This window comes from Pantoea sp. 18059 (assembly GCF_902706165.1).
GTDB lineage: Bacteria > Pseudomonadota > Gammaproteobacteria > Enterobacterales > Enterobacteriaceae > Pantoea > Pantoea agglomerans.
Map to the genome: position 1 here is coordinate 1,240,768 of NZ_CACSJS010000001.1, position 16,426 is coordinate 1,257,193.

Genomic DNA, 16,426 nt, shown 5'->3' on the forward strand with positions numbered 1-16,426 from the left:
GCGGATTAATCAGGGTGCCAGTTGCTTCAGGCAACTCACTCTGCTTTTAAAATCTCTTCATGCTCATCCAGCCAGCCCTGACGCAGCTCCGGCACCGCGCGTTTCAGCCGCTCGAAATACAACTCGCTGGTCGGCTTGTCGTAGTCGCTGCGCGCCAGCTGGGTGACGATACGACCGCTCTTCATCACTACGATTTCATCACATACCGCGCGTACCGCATGCATGTCGTGGCTGATGAAGATCACCGAGAGTCCCAGTTCGCGGCGCAGTTCGCTGATTAAGTCGAGGACGGCAGCGGCAACCACTGTATCCAGCGCCGAGGTCACTTCATCACACAGAATCAGATCCGGCTCAGCCGCCAGCGCGCGCGCCAGATTGACGCGCTGCTTCTGCCCGCCGGAGAGCGCCCAGGGACGCCGCCACAGCACGCTGCGCGGGAGCTGCACCAGATCCAGCAGCTGATAAAGCCGCTGCTGTCGGGCCGCACCGTTCAGACCGTGAAACAGCGTCAGTGGACGCGACAGGATGCGTTCAACGCTGTGGGCCGGGTTCAGCGCGGTGTCTGCCATCTGGAACACATACTGAATGCGGCGCAGCTCATTGTCAGGCCGTTTTTGCATATCGCCCGAGATGTAGTGGCCGTTAAACAGAATATGGCCGTGGCTTGCAGCGTTGAGTCCGGCAATAGCGTGCGCCAGGGTGGTTTTGCCTGAGCCTGACTCACCAATGATGCCAATCGCCTGCCCTTTCCACAGCCTGAGGTTGATATCTTCCAGAATGCGTATTTTCGGGTAGCCATCGCTGCCGCGCGGACCATAACCTGCGCTGAGGTCGCGCACCTCAAGCAGCGGCTGAATATCGGCGGCAACCGGGCACCAGTTGCTGGGCCGCTCTTTCTGCCGCGCCGCCTCCATCAGTAAGCGGGTGTACTCCGCCTGCGGTGCGCCGATCAGATGCGCGGTGCTGCCATACTCCGCCATTTTGCCGCGCAGTAGCACCAGTATCCGGTCTGCCATCTGCGCCACCACGGCTAAATCGTGACTGACGTAAATCGCCGTGACGCCGCGCTGCACCACCACGCGGCGAAACGCCTTCAGCACTTCCACCTGCGTGGTCACATCCAGCGCGGTAGTAGGTTCATCAAGGATTACCACGTCAGGATCGCCAATCAGCGCCATCGCCGTCATCAGACGCTGCAACTGACCGCCCGACACCTGGTGCGGGAAGCGGTCACCAATGGTCTCGGGGTTGGGCAGCGCCAGTTCGCGGAACAGCTCAATCGCTTTGGCTTTTGCCGCTTTGCGGGTCAGGGTGCCGTGGATAACCACCGGCTCAATCACCTGGTCGAGGATCTTCATGCCCGGATTAAACGACGCTGCCGCGCTCTGGGCGATATAGGCGACTTTGTTGCCACGGAAAGCGCGCAACTGCCCCGGCGTCAGGCTGTTAACGTCGGTGCCGGCAACGTGAATGTTGCCTTCGGCGATGCGGCAGCCGCTGCGGGCGTAACCCATCAGCGCCATGGCGATAGTGGTTTTACCTGAGCCGGATTCACCAATCAGCGCCAGCACTTCGCCCTTCTGCACGGTAAAGTGAATATCGGAAACCAGGTCGATCTCTTCGCCGCGATCGGTCTGCGCAGTGACGCGCAGTTTGTCCACCGAAATCACCGGCATGGCGGTATGTGGTGTCACGTTCATGCTCCCTCCTTCGCCAGCGTCATCGGACGCATCGCCTGCAGGCTGTCAATAAACAGGTTGGCGCCAATGGTCAGGCTGGCAATCGCCAGCGCTGGCATCAGCACCGCAGGCGAGCCGTCAAACAGCCCCTGCATATTTTCACGCACCAGCGTGCCCCAGTCGGCGTAGGGCGGCTGAACACCCAGACCGAGGAAGCTCAGGCCGCTCAGCAGCAGCACGATGTAGACAAAGCGCAGACCAAAGTCAGTCAGCATCGGGTGCACCATATTGGGCAGGATATCGTGAATGGCGATATACCAGCGGCTTTCGCCCCGCAGCCGTGACGCCCGGACGTAGTCCATGCTGCGCAGCGAGCTGGCCATGGCAAACGCGATACGAAATGCGCCCGGCCAGTAGGTGAAGACCGCCGTGAGGATCAGCATTGGCAGTGAGGAGCCAAATACCGCGACTATCATCAGGGACAGCACTTTACCCGGCAGTACCAGCAGCGCGTCGTTGACGCGGCCCAGTACCTCCTCCAGCCAGCGCCCCGCCACCGCTGCCAGCAGCGCCAGCAGCGTGCCGATCAGGCTGGCCAGCAGCGCCGCACTCAGCGCCAGACCGATAGAGAACTTCGCGCCATAGAGAATGCGGCTCAGCATGTCGCGCCCAAGGTAGTCGGTGCCCAGCAGGTTATCAGACGTCAGGCCGCCCATCAGCGGGCCGCCGCCGATGTCATCAATGCTGTGCGGGGCCAGCGGGGTGCCGAATACTGCCATCAGCAGCCAGAACAGCGACATTATCAGACCCAGCCGTCCCGACCAGGAAAGCGACTGTAAGAAACGCCAGGGCAACGAGAGAATATTCATGCGCTTCTCCATTTCGGGTTAAAGGCGATAGTCAGAATGTCTGCCGCCAGCAGCAGGGCCAGGTAGCAGGCGGCGAACAGCATCACGCAGAGCTGCACCACCGGCAGGTCGCGGTTACTGACCGCATCCACCAACTGGCTGGCGAGACCGGGATAGCTGAAGATGGTTTCGATGATGATCACCCCGCCAAACAGATAGGAGAGGCTGAGTGAAATGGCATTGGCGATGGGGCCGACCGCGTTAGGCAGTGCGTGACGCAGCACCGCTCTCAGCGGTGAAACCCCTTTCAGCAGCGCCATCTCCAGATAAGGACTGTCGAGCTGGTTGATAATGGCTGCCCGCGTCATACGTGCCATCTGCGCCACCAGCACGCAGCAGAGGGTCAGCACCGGCAGCGCATAGGCTTTGAGGTAACTCAGCAGGTCGCTATCCGGGCTGCCGAACGACATCGCCGAGACCCAGTGCAGCTTGACGGCGAAAATCAGTACCGCCACCGTCGCCACCAGAAACTCCGGCACGGCAACCGTCGCCATGGTGCCGATGACCAGCGCCCGATCGAGTCGGGAACCGCGATTCATCGCGGCAATAATGCCGATAATCAGCGCCAGCGGCACGCAGATCAGCGTGGTGATACCCGCCAGTTCAAAGGTGGCGGGAATGCGCTGCGCCACCAGTTGCGAGACCGGCAAATGGCTGGCAAACGAGGTGCCAAAGTCGCCCTGCACCATGCCTGTCAGCCAGTGGAAGTAGCGCATCAGCAAAGGCTGATCGAGACCCAGCTGCTGCCTTAACGCCGCCACCGTTTCCGGCGTGGCGTTCTGGCCGAGGATCATCTGCGCTGCGTCGCCCGGCAGCAGGCTGGTGATGAAAAACACCACCGCCGAGACGATAAGCAAAGTCAGGATGCCAGCACCAATTCGCCGGGCAATCAGGAACAGCATGTATCGGTTCATCGGCGTACTCCTTCCTTAAATAACGTATCAGGCGCTCAGCCACGCAAATTCATGGAAGCGATAGCCCATCATCATGCCCGACGGCCAGGCCTCCACCCCTTTGACCTTTTTGTTGTAGCCATCCGTGGAGCTGATAAAGGTCGGGATAAGGGTGCCGCAGTGGTCATAAATCAGCGTCTGCATGTCGCCATACATCTGCTTGCGTTTCGCCTGATCGCGCTCACCGCGTGCCGCGACCACCAGCTGATCAAACTGAGGATTTTTCCAGCCCGATTCGTTATTCGGTGCGGTAGAGAGATAAAACTGTGAGAAGAGCATGTCGAGCGTCGGACGCGGGTTTATCGAGCCATATCCCACCGGATCTTTCATCCAGTGCGAAGACCAGTAACCGTCATACGGCACACGTCGCACTTTGATGTTCAGCCCTGCCCCGCGCGCCATCTGCTGGATCATCTGACCGCCTTCATTTGCCCCTTCGATATTCGGCGTGGTGATGATCTCCACCGTGGAGCCGGCCATGCCCGCTTTTTTGATGTGGAACTTCGCTTTTTCAATGTCCAGCGCACGCGGTTTGAGATCGGCGTTATAGAGCGGATGCCACGGCGGCACCGGGGTGTCATTACTGACGTCGCCGTAACCCTGCAGCACCGTTTTCACCAGCATTTCACGTGGCTGCAGATATTTCATCGCCAGCACGAAATCTTCATTGTTACCCGGCTTCACATCGGTGCGGATAATCAGGTTGGTGTACATGCCCGATTTACTCTCCAGCACGCCAAATTCGCTGCTGGCTTTAATGCGCTTGCAGTCGGCAGCGGTCAGGGTGGAGACCATCTGCAGATCGCCCGACATCAGGGCATTAACGCGCGCTGCGCCGTCAGTGACGCCAATCAGTTCTACCTCATCCAGATGCGGCAGACCAGGCTTGTAGTAGTCAGGATTTTTGGTACCGATGGTGCGCGTACCCGGCATAAATGTTTTGCAGACAAACGGACCGGTGCCGATGCCTTTGCTGAAATCTTTGGTGCCGTCCGGCACGATCAGAAACGGCGGTGTCGCCAGCATATAAGGGACGTCGAAGTTAGCGCTGCTCAGCTCCAGCTGCACCTCATTATCATTGACCGCGCTGAAGGTTTTGAACTGATCGGCGAGCTTAAAGGCGATAGAGGCGATGGCCGGATCTTTGTGACGGCTGAGTGAGTAGATGACATCTTTGGCAGTCAGCGGTTTGCCATCATGGAAAGTGACCCCCTTACGCAGTTTGATATGCCAGGTAATGCCGTCGCTGGATTCCAGCGATTCGGCCAGCGCCGGTTGCGCCATCAGGTTTTTATCCAGCTCGGTCAGGCCGCTGTAGAACATGAACTGGCGGGTGTAATCTGCACTGTTGTTACTTTTGGCCGGATCAAGTGTATCGGTGGCCGAGGCATTCGACATCGCCGCCCGCAGTTTACCGCCCCTGACCGGCTTATCGTCCGCCAGTGCCGCCCCTGAAAAAGTGATCAGGCCGCTGCTCATCACCGCACCGGCTGAGAGCATTTTCATCAGACTGCGACGTGAAAGTGAGCCTTCGGTGATCATGCGCGTCAGTGCCGGATTTACCGCATCAGCGTCGTTATTATCAAATTTACTCATCTCTGTACCCTCAATAGTCAGGCGAACCGGGGATCATGTTCTGGCGGTGCTGATAACCTGGCGGTCAGCACCCGACGGGACGTTATGAAAGGCGATCCTTTGCTTTGTAATAGAGTCCTGCGAGCGGTAAAAACCATGGCTTGCCGTGATAACCAGGCAGCGCGGGCCATGTGTCGCGCTGCCAGGGATTTTCAGTGCGCTTTTCAGCCAGCAGACTGGCCATGACGCGTCCCATCCACACCGACATCTGGGTACCGTGACCGCTGTAACCCAGCGAATAGAAGAGGCCATCCTGTTCACCCGCGTGCGGCAGACGGTCGGCGGTCATATCAACCATACCGCCCCAGCAGTAATCCACCTGCGACTGGCCGAGCTGTGGCAGCATCTGCGTCATCGCCCGGCGCAGGATCTCGCCGCTACGCGAGTCCGACGTCGGGTTGCTGACGGCAAACCGCGCCCGCCCGCCAAACACCAAACGGCGATCGGCCGTGGTACGGAAGTAGTTGCCGATATTCAGTGAGGTAACATAGGTGCGATCGTTTGGCAGCACCTGGCGCAGCAGCGCCGGGTCGAGCGCCTCCGTCACCACGATAAAGCTGCCGACCGGCACAATGCGGCGCTGAAACCAGGGAAAAGGGCCGACGTTGGAGCAGCCGGTCGCCATCAGCACTTTGTCCGCCAGAATGGTGCCCTGCGCGGTCTCTACCCGATGCTGATAACCCTTCAGGCGTTCTAGCTTCGTCACGGCGTGGTGCGGAAAAATCTTCGCGCCGCTGCGGGCGGCGGCCTCAGCCAGCCCGACGCCGAACTTGCCCATGTGCATCTGACCGCCACGTTTCTGCAGCAGGCCGCCGTGGAAGTCATCGCTGGCGATCTCGTCACGCACTGCGATTTTGTCGAGCAGTTCGATCTCCGGGTCAACGGTGCGCCGCATCAGCTCATACGCTTCCTGCAGCCCGGCCACATGCGACGCTTTGCTGGCGAGCTTGAGTTTGCCGCACAGCCGGAAGTCGCAGTCGATCGCTTCATCCTGGATCAGTTGCTGGACATAGCTCACCGCCTCATCAAACGCCCGGTAGAAGCGGCTGGCCTGCTCCAGACCCTGGCTCGCCACCAGCGAGGCGAAGTTCTGCGCCACACCGGTGTTGCAGTGGCCGCCGTTGCGCGCCGAGGCCTGACTCATCACGTCGCCACTCTCCAGCAGCACCACGCTGATGCCGCTGCGCGCCAGGTTCAGGGCCGCCGAGATGCCGGTGAAGCCACCGCCAATCACCACCACGTCCGCCTGTGCGGGCAGCGGTTCGCGTGCGGCACCGGTAAAGGCCGGAGCGGTGGCCTGCCAGAACGATTCCAGTTTCATGGGGTGTTCCTCAGAGTCCGACGACGCCAGGCAGGCCGCCGATATCGTTGATTTCGGTGTACTGGTAATACGGATTCGCCGGTTCATGACCGCGATTGACCCAGACTTTGTTTTTGATGCCGAGATCGTGGGCAGTCATCAGGTCATAGCGGAAGCTGGAGGAGACGTGCAGGATCTCCTCAGGGCCGCAGCCGAGCTTGTCCAGCATGTACTCGAAGCCCTTCATCTGTGGTTTGTAGGCTCCCGTCTCTTCTGCCGTGATAGCCATATAGATTGGTGCACCCAGACGCGGTTCGTGATGCGGGATCAGGTCTTTCATCGAGTTGGTCAGCAGCACCAGCGGAAACTCCTTAGCCACCTTTGCCAGCCCGGCGGGCACGTCGGGATGCGGACCCCAGCTGGCGCAGTCGGTGTAGATAAAGTCGCTGTCGGCTTTGTCCCAGCGGACGCCCCACTTTTTACAGGTGCGCTGCAGGGCATTACTCACCACGTCGTAGTAGGGTTTCCACGCGCCGAGCACCTCATCCAGCCGGTAGCTGGAAAAGTCGGTGGTAAAAGCGTGCATTGCGTCCGGGTCGACGCGGTCGCTGAAACAGCGCTGCGCGGCACCCGCCATATCGAAGCGAATCAGCGTGCCGTAACAGTCAAACGTGATGAATTTCGGTTTAAACAGTGCCATGTAACACCCTCGTCATTGTCAGTTGCGCTTAGAAATCGATGAGTACACTCTTCTGGCGCTGGCAGGCCTGAAACGCCTGGCGGCCTAAATCTTTACCAATGCCGGAGCCGAGAAAGCCACCGGTCGGAATGATGAAGTCGCCGGAGCGTCCATAGCGGTTGATCCAGACGGTGCCCGCGTCAATGGCGCGCATTGCCCGCAGCGCGCGCGGCAGACTCAGGGTGTGAACACCGGCGCAGAGGCCATAAGTGTCATGGGCGGCCATCGCCAGTCCCTGCTCTTCATCATCAAACGTCTGCACCGTCAGCACCGGACCAAAAATCTCCTGCTGGACTGCCGGGTTATCCTGCGCCACTTGACTCAGCAGCGTGGGCTGCCAGAACCAGCCGTCGTCGGTGTCGGCAAAACGCTCACCGCCCACCAGTACTTCTGCGCCCTGCGCTTTTGCCGCTTCAATAACCGAGCAGACTTTGTTGCCCTGTCGTTCATCGATCAGCGGCGCGTAGCGGCTGTCCTCCTGCCAGGTGACGCCCGGTTTAACCTCCCGGCAGAGTTGAGCCAGCCGCTCAACCAGCGGATCGGCAATGTTGCGCTGCACAATAAGACGGGTGCCCGCCACACAGGCCTGACCGCCGTTGGCGGTGAAGCCGCGCAGAATACGCTGGGCCAGCACCTCAAGGTCACCCGCGTCATCAAACACCAGTTGCGGACTTTTGCCGCCCAGCTCCAGCGTCACTGGCTTCATGCCGTTTTGCGCGGCATCGCTCATAATGCGTTGACCCGTCAGGGTCGAGCCGGTAAACGAGACTTTGCGCACCAGCGGATGTTTTACCAGCGCGCTGCCGGTCACCGCGCCACTGCCCTGTACAATGTTCAGCACGCCCGCCGGTAAGCCCGCCTGAATGGCCAGTTCGGCCATGCGCACGGTAGAAAACGGGGTCAGTTCAGAGGGTTTAAGCACCACCGCATTGCCCGCCGCCAGCGCCGGTCCGCATTTCCACGACGCCATCGACAGCGGGAAATTCCACGGGGTAATCGCGGCGATAACGCCATAAGGTTCGGCAATCAGCATACCCAGGCTGCTGTCGCGGGTGGGAAAGAGATCCCCGCTGTATTTGTCAGCGCATTCGGCATAGAAGCGAATCGCTTCGGCGGTAAAAGGAATTTCGTGCAGCACCACGTCATTGATCGGCCGGGTGGAGCCCAGCGCTTCCAGCTGTGCCAGCAGCGCGTCCTGCTCAATCAGATCGGCCCAGCGGCGCAGTACCCGTCCGCGTTCGCGCGGCGGACAACCGGACCAGCCGCTGCTTTTCAGCGCCTGATGCGCCACAGTCACGGCACGATCGACATCCTGCAGCGTGGCGTCCTGCAGCGTGGCATAGACCCTGCCATCCGATGGACGTTTAACCTCAAAGGATGCGCCCTGGCTCTGGCAGTGCTGGCCGCCAATATAATGGCCAGCTGGAAGAGAAACTTTTTCCGGGTCGAAACTTAACATGGAAGAATTCCTTATTTGTTACACCCATCAGTTGCTGGTTTATTAGCGTTTAAAACTGCCGGTTTCTGCGCTGTTAATAAGCTAATGCAGAAAGTATGCCAGCCGGGCAAAAAATAAAAATGCGTTTAAAACAGTGCAAAAAAATTTTCTGCCGTATTGGCGGTAGATTTTTTGTGGAATTGCCGAACAATTAAACAGATGATTTACTTCACAAAATTTATGCGCCCTGCTGGTGCAACCTGCACGGAAATTGCACCAAAGCGGATATTTCGGGTCAGGCGGCTCATTCCGGTTCACATGACCCGCCGATTTAACGACCCGCTTCACATCCCTGATAAATTCTTTAATTTTTCAGAACAATTATTTGACGCCGGTAAGTTTTTACGGAGCCTCAGGCAAAAAAAAGCCAGCCGGATTATCCGGCTGGCTCTTTTCATTTTTAGTTACAGACTGCCAATGTGAAATGTTTTCTGTTCCAGATATTCATCAATTCCGTAGCGGGAACCTTCCCGGCCAATACCGGAGAGTTTCACGCCGCCAAACGGCGCGACCTCCAGGGAAATAGCGCCGGTATTAAAGCCGACCATGCCAAACTCCAGCGCCTCCGCTACCCGCCATGCGCGCCGGATGTTCTCGGTAAAGAAATAGGCACCCAGGCCGTAGGGCGTGTCATTTGCCATCGCGATCGCCTCCTCTTCATCGTCGAAGATAAACAGCGGCGCGACCGGACCAAACGTCTCTTCATGGGCGATGCGCATGGCGGCGGTGACCTCACCGAGCACCGTCGGCTGCACAAAGGTCCCGTTGCCCTGGCTGATGCCGCCGGTCAGCAGCGTTGCACCCTGACTGAGGGCATCGTCGATATGACCGTTCACTTTCTCTACCGCGCGGCTATTGATCAAAGGGCCAATAGTGCTGTCGGGCGCAAAACCATCGCCCACTTTCAGGGTGGCGACCGCCTCCAGCAACCGGGCGGTGAAACGCGGATAGATACTTCGCTGCACCAGGATGCGGTTAGCGCAGACGCAGGTCTGCCCTGCGTTGCGGAACTTGCTGAGCATAACCCCCGCGACGGCAATCTCAATATCGGCATCATCAAACACGATCAGGGGCGCGTTGCCACCCAACTCCAGACTCAGGCGCTTGATGCTGTCGGCGCTCTGTTGCATCAGCAACTGTCCGATGCGGGTTGAACCGGTAAAGGAGATTTTACGTACCGTGCGGCTTTCAGTCAGCGTCGCGCCAATCTCCGTGGGCAGGCCGGTCAGCACCTGCAGCACGCCGGACGGGAAGCCCGCGCGCTCTGCCAGTACCGCCAGTGCCAGCGCCGACAGCGGTGTTAACTCGGAAGGTTTAACAATAATCGGGCATCCGGCGGCCAGCGCGGGCGCCACCTTGCGGGTGATCATCGCAATCGGGAAGTTCCACGGCGTGATCGCGGCGGCAACGCCTACCGGCTGTTTCAGCACCAGGATGCGCCGGTCCTCGCTGGGTGCGGGAATGGTGTCGCCATAGATGCGGCGTGCCTCTTCCGCGAACCATTTCACGAAGCTGGCTCCATAGAGCACTTCGCCTCTGGCTTCCGCCAGCGGTTTGCCCTGCTCGGCGGTCATGATAATCGCCAGGTCGTCAGCGTGTTCAATAATCAGTTGATGCCACTTTTCCAGCAGCGCGGCACGGCTGGCATTGGTGGTTTTGCCCCAGCTGATGCGCACCGTTTCCGCATAAGCTATCGCCTGCCCGGTTTCTGCCCGACCCAGTGCCGGAATCGTCGCCAGGGTTTCGCCCGTGGCGGGATCGATAACCGGCAGCGTGGCGCCCTGATGCGCATCCTGCCAGCGTCCATTAAACAGCGCCTGCTGGCGCAGCAGATCGCTATCGTTAAGTTGTAGTCGCGACATATCATCCCCTTGTGGTCAGCTGATTCCACTTTATCGCGCCGGGTCAGCGCAGGATGTTGTTGTGCGGGGTGAGAAAGGTCGATGAGAGAAATTTTCGCGGTGATTTGAAATTTTATGCCGTGCGGAAACAGGCGCGCATCCGGGTGGATGCGCCGTGTGCTTAAATCTGGAAGTCGATAACCGGTTCGTCGTCATTGCTGTAAGAGAGCGCCTGACGCTTGATCTCTTCCAGCGACAGGTTGGCGTTGCAGAGTTCCAGGAACTGCCAGACGTAGTTGCGTTGCAGCTGGCCGCGCTTGAGGCCGAGCCATACGGTGCTGGCATCGAACAGATGGGTGGCATCGAGGCGTACCAGCTCTTCACTCTCTTCAGTTTCACACGCCTGATCGGCCAGTATCCCCACGCCTAAACCGAGTTTGACGTAGGTTTTCACCACATCGGAGTCCTGAGCACTGAGCACAATATCTGGTTTTAAACCGGCCGTCTGGAATGCACGGTCAACCCGCGAACGTCCGGTGATACCCTGCCGGTAGGTGATCAGCGGATAGCGGCTGAGCGTGCTCAGTGAAACTGGTTGGTTCTGCACCAGTTCATGCCCTTTCGGCACCAGTAAGGCGTGATGCCAGCTGAACCAGGGGAACGCCGCCAGGCTGCTGTTGTTGACAAGTAATTCACTGGCGATGCCAATGTCCGCCTCACCCGCCAGCAGCATGGTGACAATTTCCTGCGGCGACCCCTGATTAAGTTCAAGCCGGACGTTAGGATAGAGCTGACGAAACGCTTTGATCACTTTCGGCAGGCTGTAGCGCGCCTGAGTATGGGTAGTGGCAATAGTCAGGATGCCGCTGGTTTCATTGGTAAAGACATCGGCCAGACGTCGTACTTTGCCCGCTTCATCCAGGATACGCTCAGCGATGGTCAGCAGCGCTTTGCCCGGCTCGGTCATCCCCAGCAGGCGCTTGCCGCGACGAATAAAGATCTCAACCCCGAGTTCATCTTCCAGGTCGCGGATGTGCCGACTTACTCCCGACTGGGAGGTAAACAGCGTGTTAGCGACTTCCGTTAAGTTAAACTCACAGCGGGCCGCCTCGCGGATGATTTTAAGCTGCTGGAAATTCACGGTATTTACCTCCCTTTACATAATCTGATTATCTGATGGTAAGAACTATTATTGATAACCGGAAATACTAAAAAATTCGGATTTATGACTTTAGGGAATAACGGGGTGGGTTTGGGGGGGCAGAGAGGTTTGAGATGGGCGGCCGGACTTCAGAATCTGACTGAAACCCGGCCTGGGGGAGAGGCTATTTTACAGAAGGCGATAGATTACGCATTCTGGCGCTCTCTGCTTTCATCTCTTCATAGCTTGCTTCCAGGATCCACAGACAGGTCGCACCCTGGTCAGTTGCCAGTAGCGCCAGACGGGTTTGTTGATAAAAATCCTCTATAAAGGCTGTAGGTTGCTCAGCCGGAACGCTGCAGACAATGTCTGTACCTGCCATATGGGGCCAGGATCTGGCGTCAATAACCCGGAGCGTCTCCAGCACGCCCGGGGTATTCTTTGCTAACGCCGAGGCAAGGGCATCCTCCATCCGGGTTGCCTGCTGAACATCAGCCGTAGCTGCCAGTTGGGGCACTTTTGCAAGCCAGGCTTGCTCTCCTGACGTGATGCCCTTCAGCGAATTTTCCCAGTCGGATGTATTCGCTCCAGCCCAGACCGCGAAGGGCAGAAGGCCAATCAATATCAGATATTTCATCGGACCACCTCCAGCGTCCCGCCTTCACGCAGCACGCGTCGCCGGGTTGCAAGTGACATAATGATGCAGCCTTCTGAGGCGAAGCCCGCTGGCTTATTGACCCTTTCGCCATGAATGCGAAATGCCGAACGGCCAAAAGACTCTCCGGAAGTTTGCACCAGAATAATGGTCAGGGGTCCTTTTGATGTGGAGTGCCCTGCAATTCTGTACGTTCCCTGAGGAAGGGGCCCCATCCCTCTTACATGCTGGCGATCGGGATTATTTTTGTTAGTCAGACTACCTGAGTAGCCGGCCTCAATAAATTCACTGTTGTGGTATAAGTGACCCGTGCTTTGCTCATATGTCCATGTCATCGTTATATTCCTTTATGCTGTCACTCGATCATTCCAGCTGTCCGAGTGGACGATATTTCCGTCTGCATATCGCCAGGTAATTTTTTCGTAAATCAGCTCTACAGTTTCCAGATGATCCCGCGCCTCACCATAGCGGGATTTAACGTCATACATCATCGGGCCCACACAGATAACGGTTACGCCTTCCATCAAAGTATTGAAATATTCCACCTCCTGCCCCGCGTCATTTATCCGGTAAAATCTTATTTCCGCTGAGCAAAGCTTTTGACCTGAGGTCACAGCCCTGTAAAGGCAGGGACTGGACTTATCGATCTCTTTATCAAAACTGTAAGAAGCGTGTTCGCGGACAGCGGTTGTTTTACCCGTCACGTTGTCTGTGGAGAGCATGACGCCGTGATTCAGGCCGAGGACTTCAATAGCGCCTTCACGACCTGCCACGTCGACTGATCCGACAATAATGTTGTTACCGTCATCTTTAAGCCAGAGATAAGCTGGAATAGCCATCGTTTTAAACTCCATTTTAAAAAGAGAAAGCCAGCCTGTTTTCTGCTGACAGGCCCACTGCTTTCACAGCCTGATTAAACTATCTTCCGGCAAACATCAGATCAATTTTCATACAGCGTGAAATCAACCTGATTGAAGTTTTATTGTTTCAGATATAGAGATCGCGGAATAACCCGGTATCAGAGAAAAAAAACGTGCCCAAAAGCTATTCAGAATAATTTAAAAGTCGCATCAGCAATTCTTCACGCCAACATGGATTTATCATTCGTGCTATGAAGTTCACATTGTGTCGAAATGGAAAGATAGAACCTCTTCCTGTCCAGCCAGTAAACAGCTCTGTCCAGCCAGTAAACAGCTCTGTGCAGCAAATAAATACAGAAATTACAGACGAAGGTTTACCAGAGGCGTCCGGAGCGCTGAGGAACAACCGCAGGCAAGGATGAGCCGACAGGACGTCGGCGAAAGGACGGTACGAGCCAGGGATGGCGAGTCCGGAAGGTCCGTCGGCCGCAGGGCGTGACGAAGGTACCCCGCACAGCGGGGCGCGCAGGCAGCCGGACGCCGGGATTGTTAAGGGGCGGGCGTCCGCCCCTTGACGCGTCCGCCTGCTCGGGCAACCTGAAACTCCTCATCGCCTGGCGGGCGAAACTTCCTCAGTGCATACCCGCTGCTAAAGGCTCACAGCCTCCATCGCCTGGCGGGCGTAAACCGCTCAGTGCTAACGCGCGGCTAAGTGACCTGAAACTCCCATACGCCTGGCGGGCGAAACCCGCTCAGTGCAGCCCGCTGCAAAGCGAAACCGGCTGGTTGCCAAGCCCGCTGCAAGCGCCCTCTTAACTCACTAACATTAACTCCCGCTCCTCACTCAGCGGCTTATTCAGCAGCGACAGCAGAATGTTCTTCACTGCCTGCGCTGAAGGTGACAGTGGCAACCGGGCGGAGACGTTCAGTGACAGCGGCAGACTCAATGACGGGCTGTTGATGCGTGACATCCAGGCATCGGTGGAGCCCACCAGCGAACGGGCGGCGGACTCAGGTAATACGGTCACGCCCATGCCGCTGGAAATGGCTGCGGTCAGGGTTGAAATCGATTCGATCTCACCGATGATGCGTGCACTCAGACGACGCAGCGAAAAGGCCTCATCGACCCGCTTGCGCACTGCGCTGTAATCGCGCGGTAAGAACAGACTCATCTGCGCCACATCGGCCAGATCGACGCTGGCTCCCGGGTAATCGGTGGCGCCTACCAGAAAGAGATCCTCTTTCATCAGCGGCATGCTGGTGATCCCGGCAGTGGGTGCACGATCGTACAGCACCGCCATATCCAGCTGACCGTTCATCACTTTCTCATTCAGCACGCTGCCGCTATTTTCGTGCAGATAAACCAGCACTTCCGGAAATTGATCGCGCACGGTCTGCAACAGCGGCATGGTCAGCGATGAAGCCGCCGTCCCTGGGGCCAGCCCAATCGATACCTGTCCACTCAGTACCTGACCAGCGTTAATTACCGCAGTCTGGGCCTGCTCACACTGGCGCAGAATGGTGCGCGCATGACCATAGAGAATCTTACCCGCCTCAGTTGGCGTAACACCGCGCTTGGTACGAATCAGCAACTGCTGATCCAGTTCATTTTCCAGCGTCGCGACCTGCTGACTGAGTGCAGGCTGGGCGATGTGCAACACTTCTGCTGCCTGCGTCAGACTGCCGATATCGACGATTTTCACAAAGTACTTCAGTCGTCTTAAATTCATCTTGCCTCCGTCACTCATCCCGAATAGCGAAATGGGTCTGATCCCATCGCCCTGATAACAGAGATTTTGCAAGATGCAGGCCAGGTTTAAAAAACTCAGGCCATCAGGCAGCCAGATTTTTCCTAACGGCCCGGAAAATAAGCGTTTCTGATTACCTCTTATGGGTTAATAAGCATCAGGAATGGCTGAGAAGAGAGAGTAAAACCGTCAGGCGCACTGTGACAGTGCAGACGCTGCGAGTCAGACGTGCAGAAAAGTGATGACAGGCTGTACAGTTTGAGTGCAGTGGAAACGCATTGCACCTGATGAAGGCTGGCAGGGCCTGAAAGGAGGCGTGAAAAACAGGGAGTGAATGTAACCGCTATCAGCAGGATTTCTTATCGCTGGCGAATGCCGGATGATAAAAAGCAACCGTTGCCCTCTCCCGCATCCGGAAGAAGGCAACGCCTGCTGATTAACGTTTTTTGCGGTTACGGTGCATGTCGATAGAGACCGCAGCCACAATAATCATCCCTTTGATGATGTCCTGAATGTACGCATCGACACCAACGAAGGTGAATCCGCTTTTAATCAGGCCAAGGATCACTGCGCCAATCAATGTACCGGTGATACGGCCCACGCCACCCATCAGGCTGCTGCCACCGATAACCGCTGCGGCAATCGCATCCAGCTCGTACGACATCCCCATGCTCGACTGACCGCTGCTGACACGCGCCGCCAGTACTACACCCGCCAGGCCAGAGAGCGCGCCTGCAATGGTGTAGACGATAATCAGATACTTATTAACGTTGATACCGGAGACTTTCGCCGAGGTCATGTTGCCGCCGATGGCGTAAACATATTTACCGTAGCGGGTATGCTTCAGGGCGATATGGAACAGCAGCGCCACCACCAGGAAAATGACTACCGGCATGGCACCCTGTCCGATTGAGGTGAAGCCATCGGAAAGGAAGCTGATCGGATTGCCCTGGGTGTAATACTGCGCCAGACCACGTGCCGACACCATCATGCCCAGCGTGGCAATAAAGGGCGGAATGCCGGTGCGGGTAATCAGTACACCATTGACCACGCCCGCCAGCAAACCGACGCCGATACCGGCCGCGATAGGGATCACCGCAGGCATATTCACCAGCGACGGATACATTGGCGACAGGCTGTCAGAGGTCTGCGCCAGGCTCGCGGCCACCACTGCCGCCAGGGCAATAATGGATCCGGAGGAGAGATCGATACCGGTGGTGATGATGACCTGGGTCACGCCGACGGCGATAATCCCGATAATCGCCACCTGCAATACAATCAGGATCAGACGGTTGGTGTTGAGCAGGAAAGACTGGTCACGCACGTACCAGCCGAACATTTCAAAAATTAACGCAATCCCCACCATCACCACGAAAATGCCGGTATCTTTCGGCAATTTATGACGCAGGCTGGCAAAAAAAGAGGGTTGCTGCGGGGCTGCCGGGGTGGCAGTAGCTTTCATATTGCTC

Annotated in this window: 14 protein-coding genes; all 14 read right to left on the reverse strand. The window is 57.4% G+C overall.

Annotated elements, in window-relative coordinates; all coding sequences use genetic code 11:
- Positions 1-35 precede the first annotated feature (35 nt).
- On the reverse strand, positions 36-1,700 hold the full coding sequence (locus GVJ63_RS05895; protein ID WP_159226552.1) for an ABC transporter ATP-binding protein: 1,665 nt from the start codon (positions 1,698-1,700) through the stop codon (positions 36-38).
- The gene (locus tag GVJ63_RS05900) at positions 1,697-2,548 is read right to left on the reverse strand and encodes an ABC transporter permease (protein ID WP_010247873.1); all 852 of its coding nucleotides are present in this window, start codon (positions 2,546-2,548) and stop codon (positions 1,697-1,699) included. The genes GVJ63_RS05895 and GVJ63_RS05900 overlap by 4 nt, the downstream gene beginning before the upstream one ends.
- On the reverse strand, positions 2,545-3,501 hold the full coding sequence (locus tag GVJ63_RS05905) for an ABC transporter permease (RefSeq protein ID WP_159226553.1): 957 nt from the start codon (positions 3,499-3,501) through the stop codon (positions 2,545-2,547). The genes GVJ63_RS05900 and GVJ63_RS05905 overlap by 4 nt, the downstream gene beginning before the upstream one ends.
- 27 nt (positions 3,502-3,528) lie before the next feature.
- On the reverse strand, positions 3,529-5,136 hold the full coding sequence (locus tag GVJ63_RS05910; protein ID WP_064690180.1) for an ABC transporter substrate-binding protein: 1,608 nt from the start codon (positions 5,134-5,136) through the stop codon (positions 3,529-3,531).
- Between the two features lie 82 nt (positions 5,137-5,218).
- Positions 5,219-6,496: an FAD-binding oxidoreductase gene (locus GVJ63_RS05915; RefSeq protein WP_159226554.1), complete on the reverse strand. Its 1,278-nt coding sequence runs from the start codon at positions 6,494-6,496 to the stop codon at positions 5,219-5,221.
- A gap of 10 nt (positions 6,497-6,506) precedes the next feature.
- On the reverse strand, positions 6,507-7,175 hold the full coding sequence (locus GVJ63_RS05920) for a haloacid dehalogenase type II (RefSeq protein ID WP_010247881.1): 669 nt from the start codon (positions 7,173-7,175) through the stop codon (positions 6,507-6,509).
- Positions 7,176-7,203: 28 nt separating this feature from the next.
- Positions 7,204-8,673 (reverse strand): aldehyde dehydrogenase, encoded by a 1,470-nt coding sequence (locus GVJ63_RS05925; protein WP_159226555.1) that lies wholly within the window; start codon positions 8,671-8,673, stop codon positions 7,204-7,206.
- A gap of 443 nt (positions 8,674-9,116) precedes the next feature.
- Positions 9,117-10,574 (reverse strand): NAD-dependent succinate-semialdehyde dehydrogenase, encoded by a 1,458-nt coding sequence (locus GVJ63_RS05930; RefSeq protein WP_033778874.1) that lies wholly within the window; start codon positions 10,572-10,574, stop codon positions 9,117-9,119.
- Positions 10,575-10,734: 160 nt separating this feature from the next.
- Positions 10,735-11,694 (reverse strand): HTH-type transcriptional regulator Cbl, encoded by a 960-nt coding sequence (gene cbl, locus GVJ63_RS05935; RefSeq protein ID WP_010247887.1) that lies wholly within the window; start codon positions 11,692-11,694, stop codon positions 10,735-10,737.
- A gap of 184 nt (positions 11,695-11,878) precedes the next feature.
- Positions 11,879-12,331 (reverse strand): hypothetical protein, encoded by a 453-nt coding sequence (locus GVJ63_RS05940; RefSeq protein ID WP_159226556.1) that lies wholly within the window; start codon positions 12,329-12,331, stop codon positions 11,879-11,881.
- Positions 12,328-12,684: a tlde1 domain-containing protein gene (locus GVJ63_RS05945; protein ID WP_010247892.1), complete on the reverse strand. Its 357-nt coding sequence runs from the start codon at positions 12,682-12,684 to the stop codon at positions 12,328-12,330. The genes GVJ63_RS05940 and GVJ63_RS05945 overlap by 4 nt, the downstream gene beginning before the upstream one ends.
- Before the next feature lie 12 nt (positions 12,685-12,696).
- The gene (gene tssD / locus GVJ63_RS05950; protein WP_010670916.1) at positions 12,697-13,188 is read right to left on the reverse strand and encodes a type VI secretion system tube protein TssD; all 492 of its coding nucleotides are present in this window, start codon (positions 13,186-13,188) and stop codon (positions 12,697-12,699) included.
- An 833-nt stretch (positions 13,189-14,021) separates the two neighbouring features.
- Positions 14,022-14,939: a nitrogen assimilation transcriptional regulator NAC gene (nac, locus tag GVJ63_RS05955; protein WP_010247899.1), complete on the reverse strand. Its 918-nt coding sequence runs from the start codon at positions 14,937-14,939 to the stop codon at positions 14,022-14,024.
- A gap of 454 nt (positions 14,940-15,393) precedes the next feature.
- Entirely contained in the window at positions 15,394-16,419 is a 1,026-nt protein-coding gene (locus GVJ63_RS05960) for an ABC transporter permease (RefSeq protein WP_174819610.1), read from the reverse strand.
- Between the last annotated feature and the right edge of the window lie 7 nt (positions 16,420-16,426).

Coding starts and splice junctions, on each gene's coding strand:
- GVJ63_RS05900 (WP_010247873.1), bottom strand. CDS start 2,548: ATGAATATTCTCTCGTTGCCCTGGCGTTTCTTACAGTCGCTTTCCTGG.
- GVJ63_RS05945 (WP_010247892.1), bottom strand. CDS start 12,684: ATGACATGGACATATGAGCAAAGCACGGGTCACTTATACCACAACAGT.
- GVJ63_RS05960 (WP_174819610.1), bottom strand. CDS start 16,419: ATGAAAGCTACTGCCACCCCGGCAGCCCCGCAGCAACCCTCTTTTTTT.
- GVJ63_RS05940 (WP_159226556.1), bottom strand. CDS start 12,331: ATGAAATATCTGATATTGATTGGCCTTCTGCCCTTCGCGGTCTGGGCT.
- GVJ63_RS05920 (WP_010247881.1), bottom strand. CDS start 7,175: ATGGCACTGTTTAAACCGAAATTCATCACGTTTGACTGTTACGGCACG.
- GVJ63_RS05905 (WP_159226553.1), bottom strand. CDS start 3,501: ATGAACCGATACATGCTGTTCCTGATTGCCCGGCGAATTGGTGCTGGC.
- GVJ63_RS05925 (WP_159226555.1), bottom strand. CDS start 8,673: ATGTTAAGTTTCGACCCGGAAAAAGTTTCTCTTCCAGCTGGCCATTAT.
- tssD (WP_010670916.1), bottom strand. CDS start 13,188: ATGGCTATTCCAGCTTATCTCTGGCTTAAAGATGACGGTAACAACATT.
- GVJ63_RS05895 (WP_159226552.1), bottom strand. CDS start 1,700: ATGAACGTGACACCACATACCGCCATGCCGGTGATTTCGGTGGACAAA.
- GVJ63_RS05930 (WP_033778874.1), bottom strand. CDS start 10,574: ATGTCGCGACTACAACTTAACGATAGCGATCTGCTGCGCCAGCAGGCG.
- GVJ63_RS05910 (WP_064690180.1), bottom strand. CDS start 5,136: ATGAGTAAATTTGATAATAACGACGCTGATGCGGTAAATCCGGCACTG.
- nac (WP_010247899.1), bottom strand. CDS start 14,939: ATGAATTTAAGACGACTGAAGTACTTTGTGAAAATCGTCGATATCGGC.
- GVJ63_RS05915 (WP_159226554.1), bottom strand. CDS start 6,496: ATGAAACTGGAATCGTTCTGGCAGGCCACCGCTCCGGCCTTTACCGGT.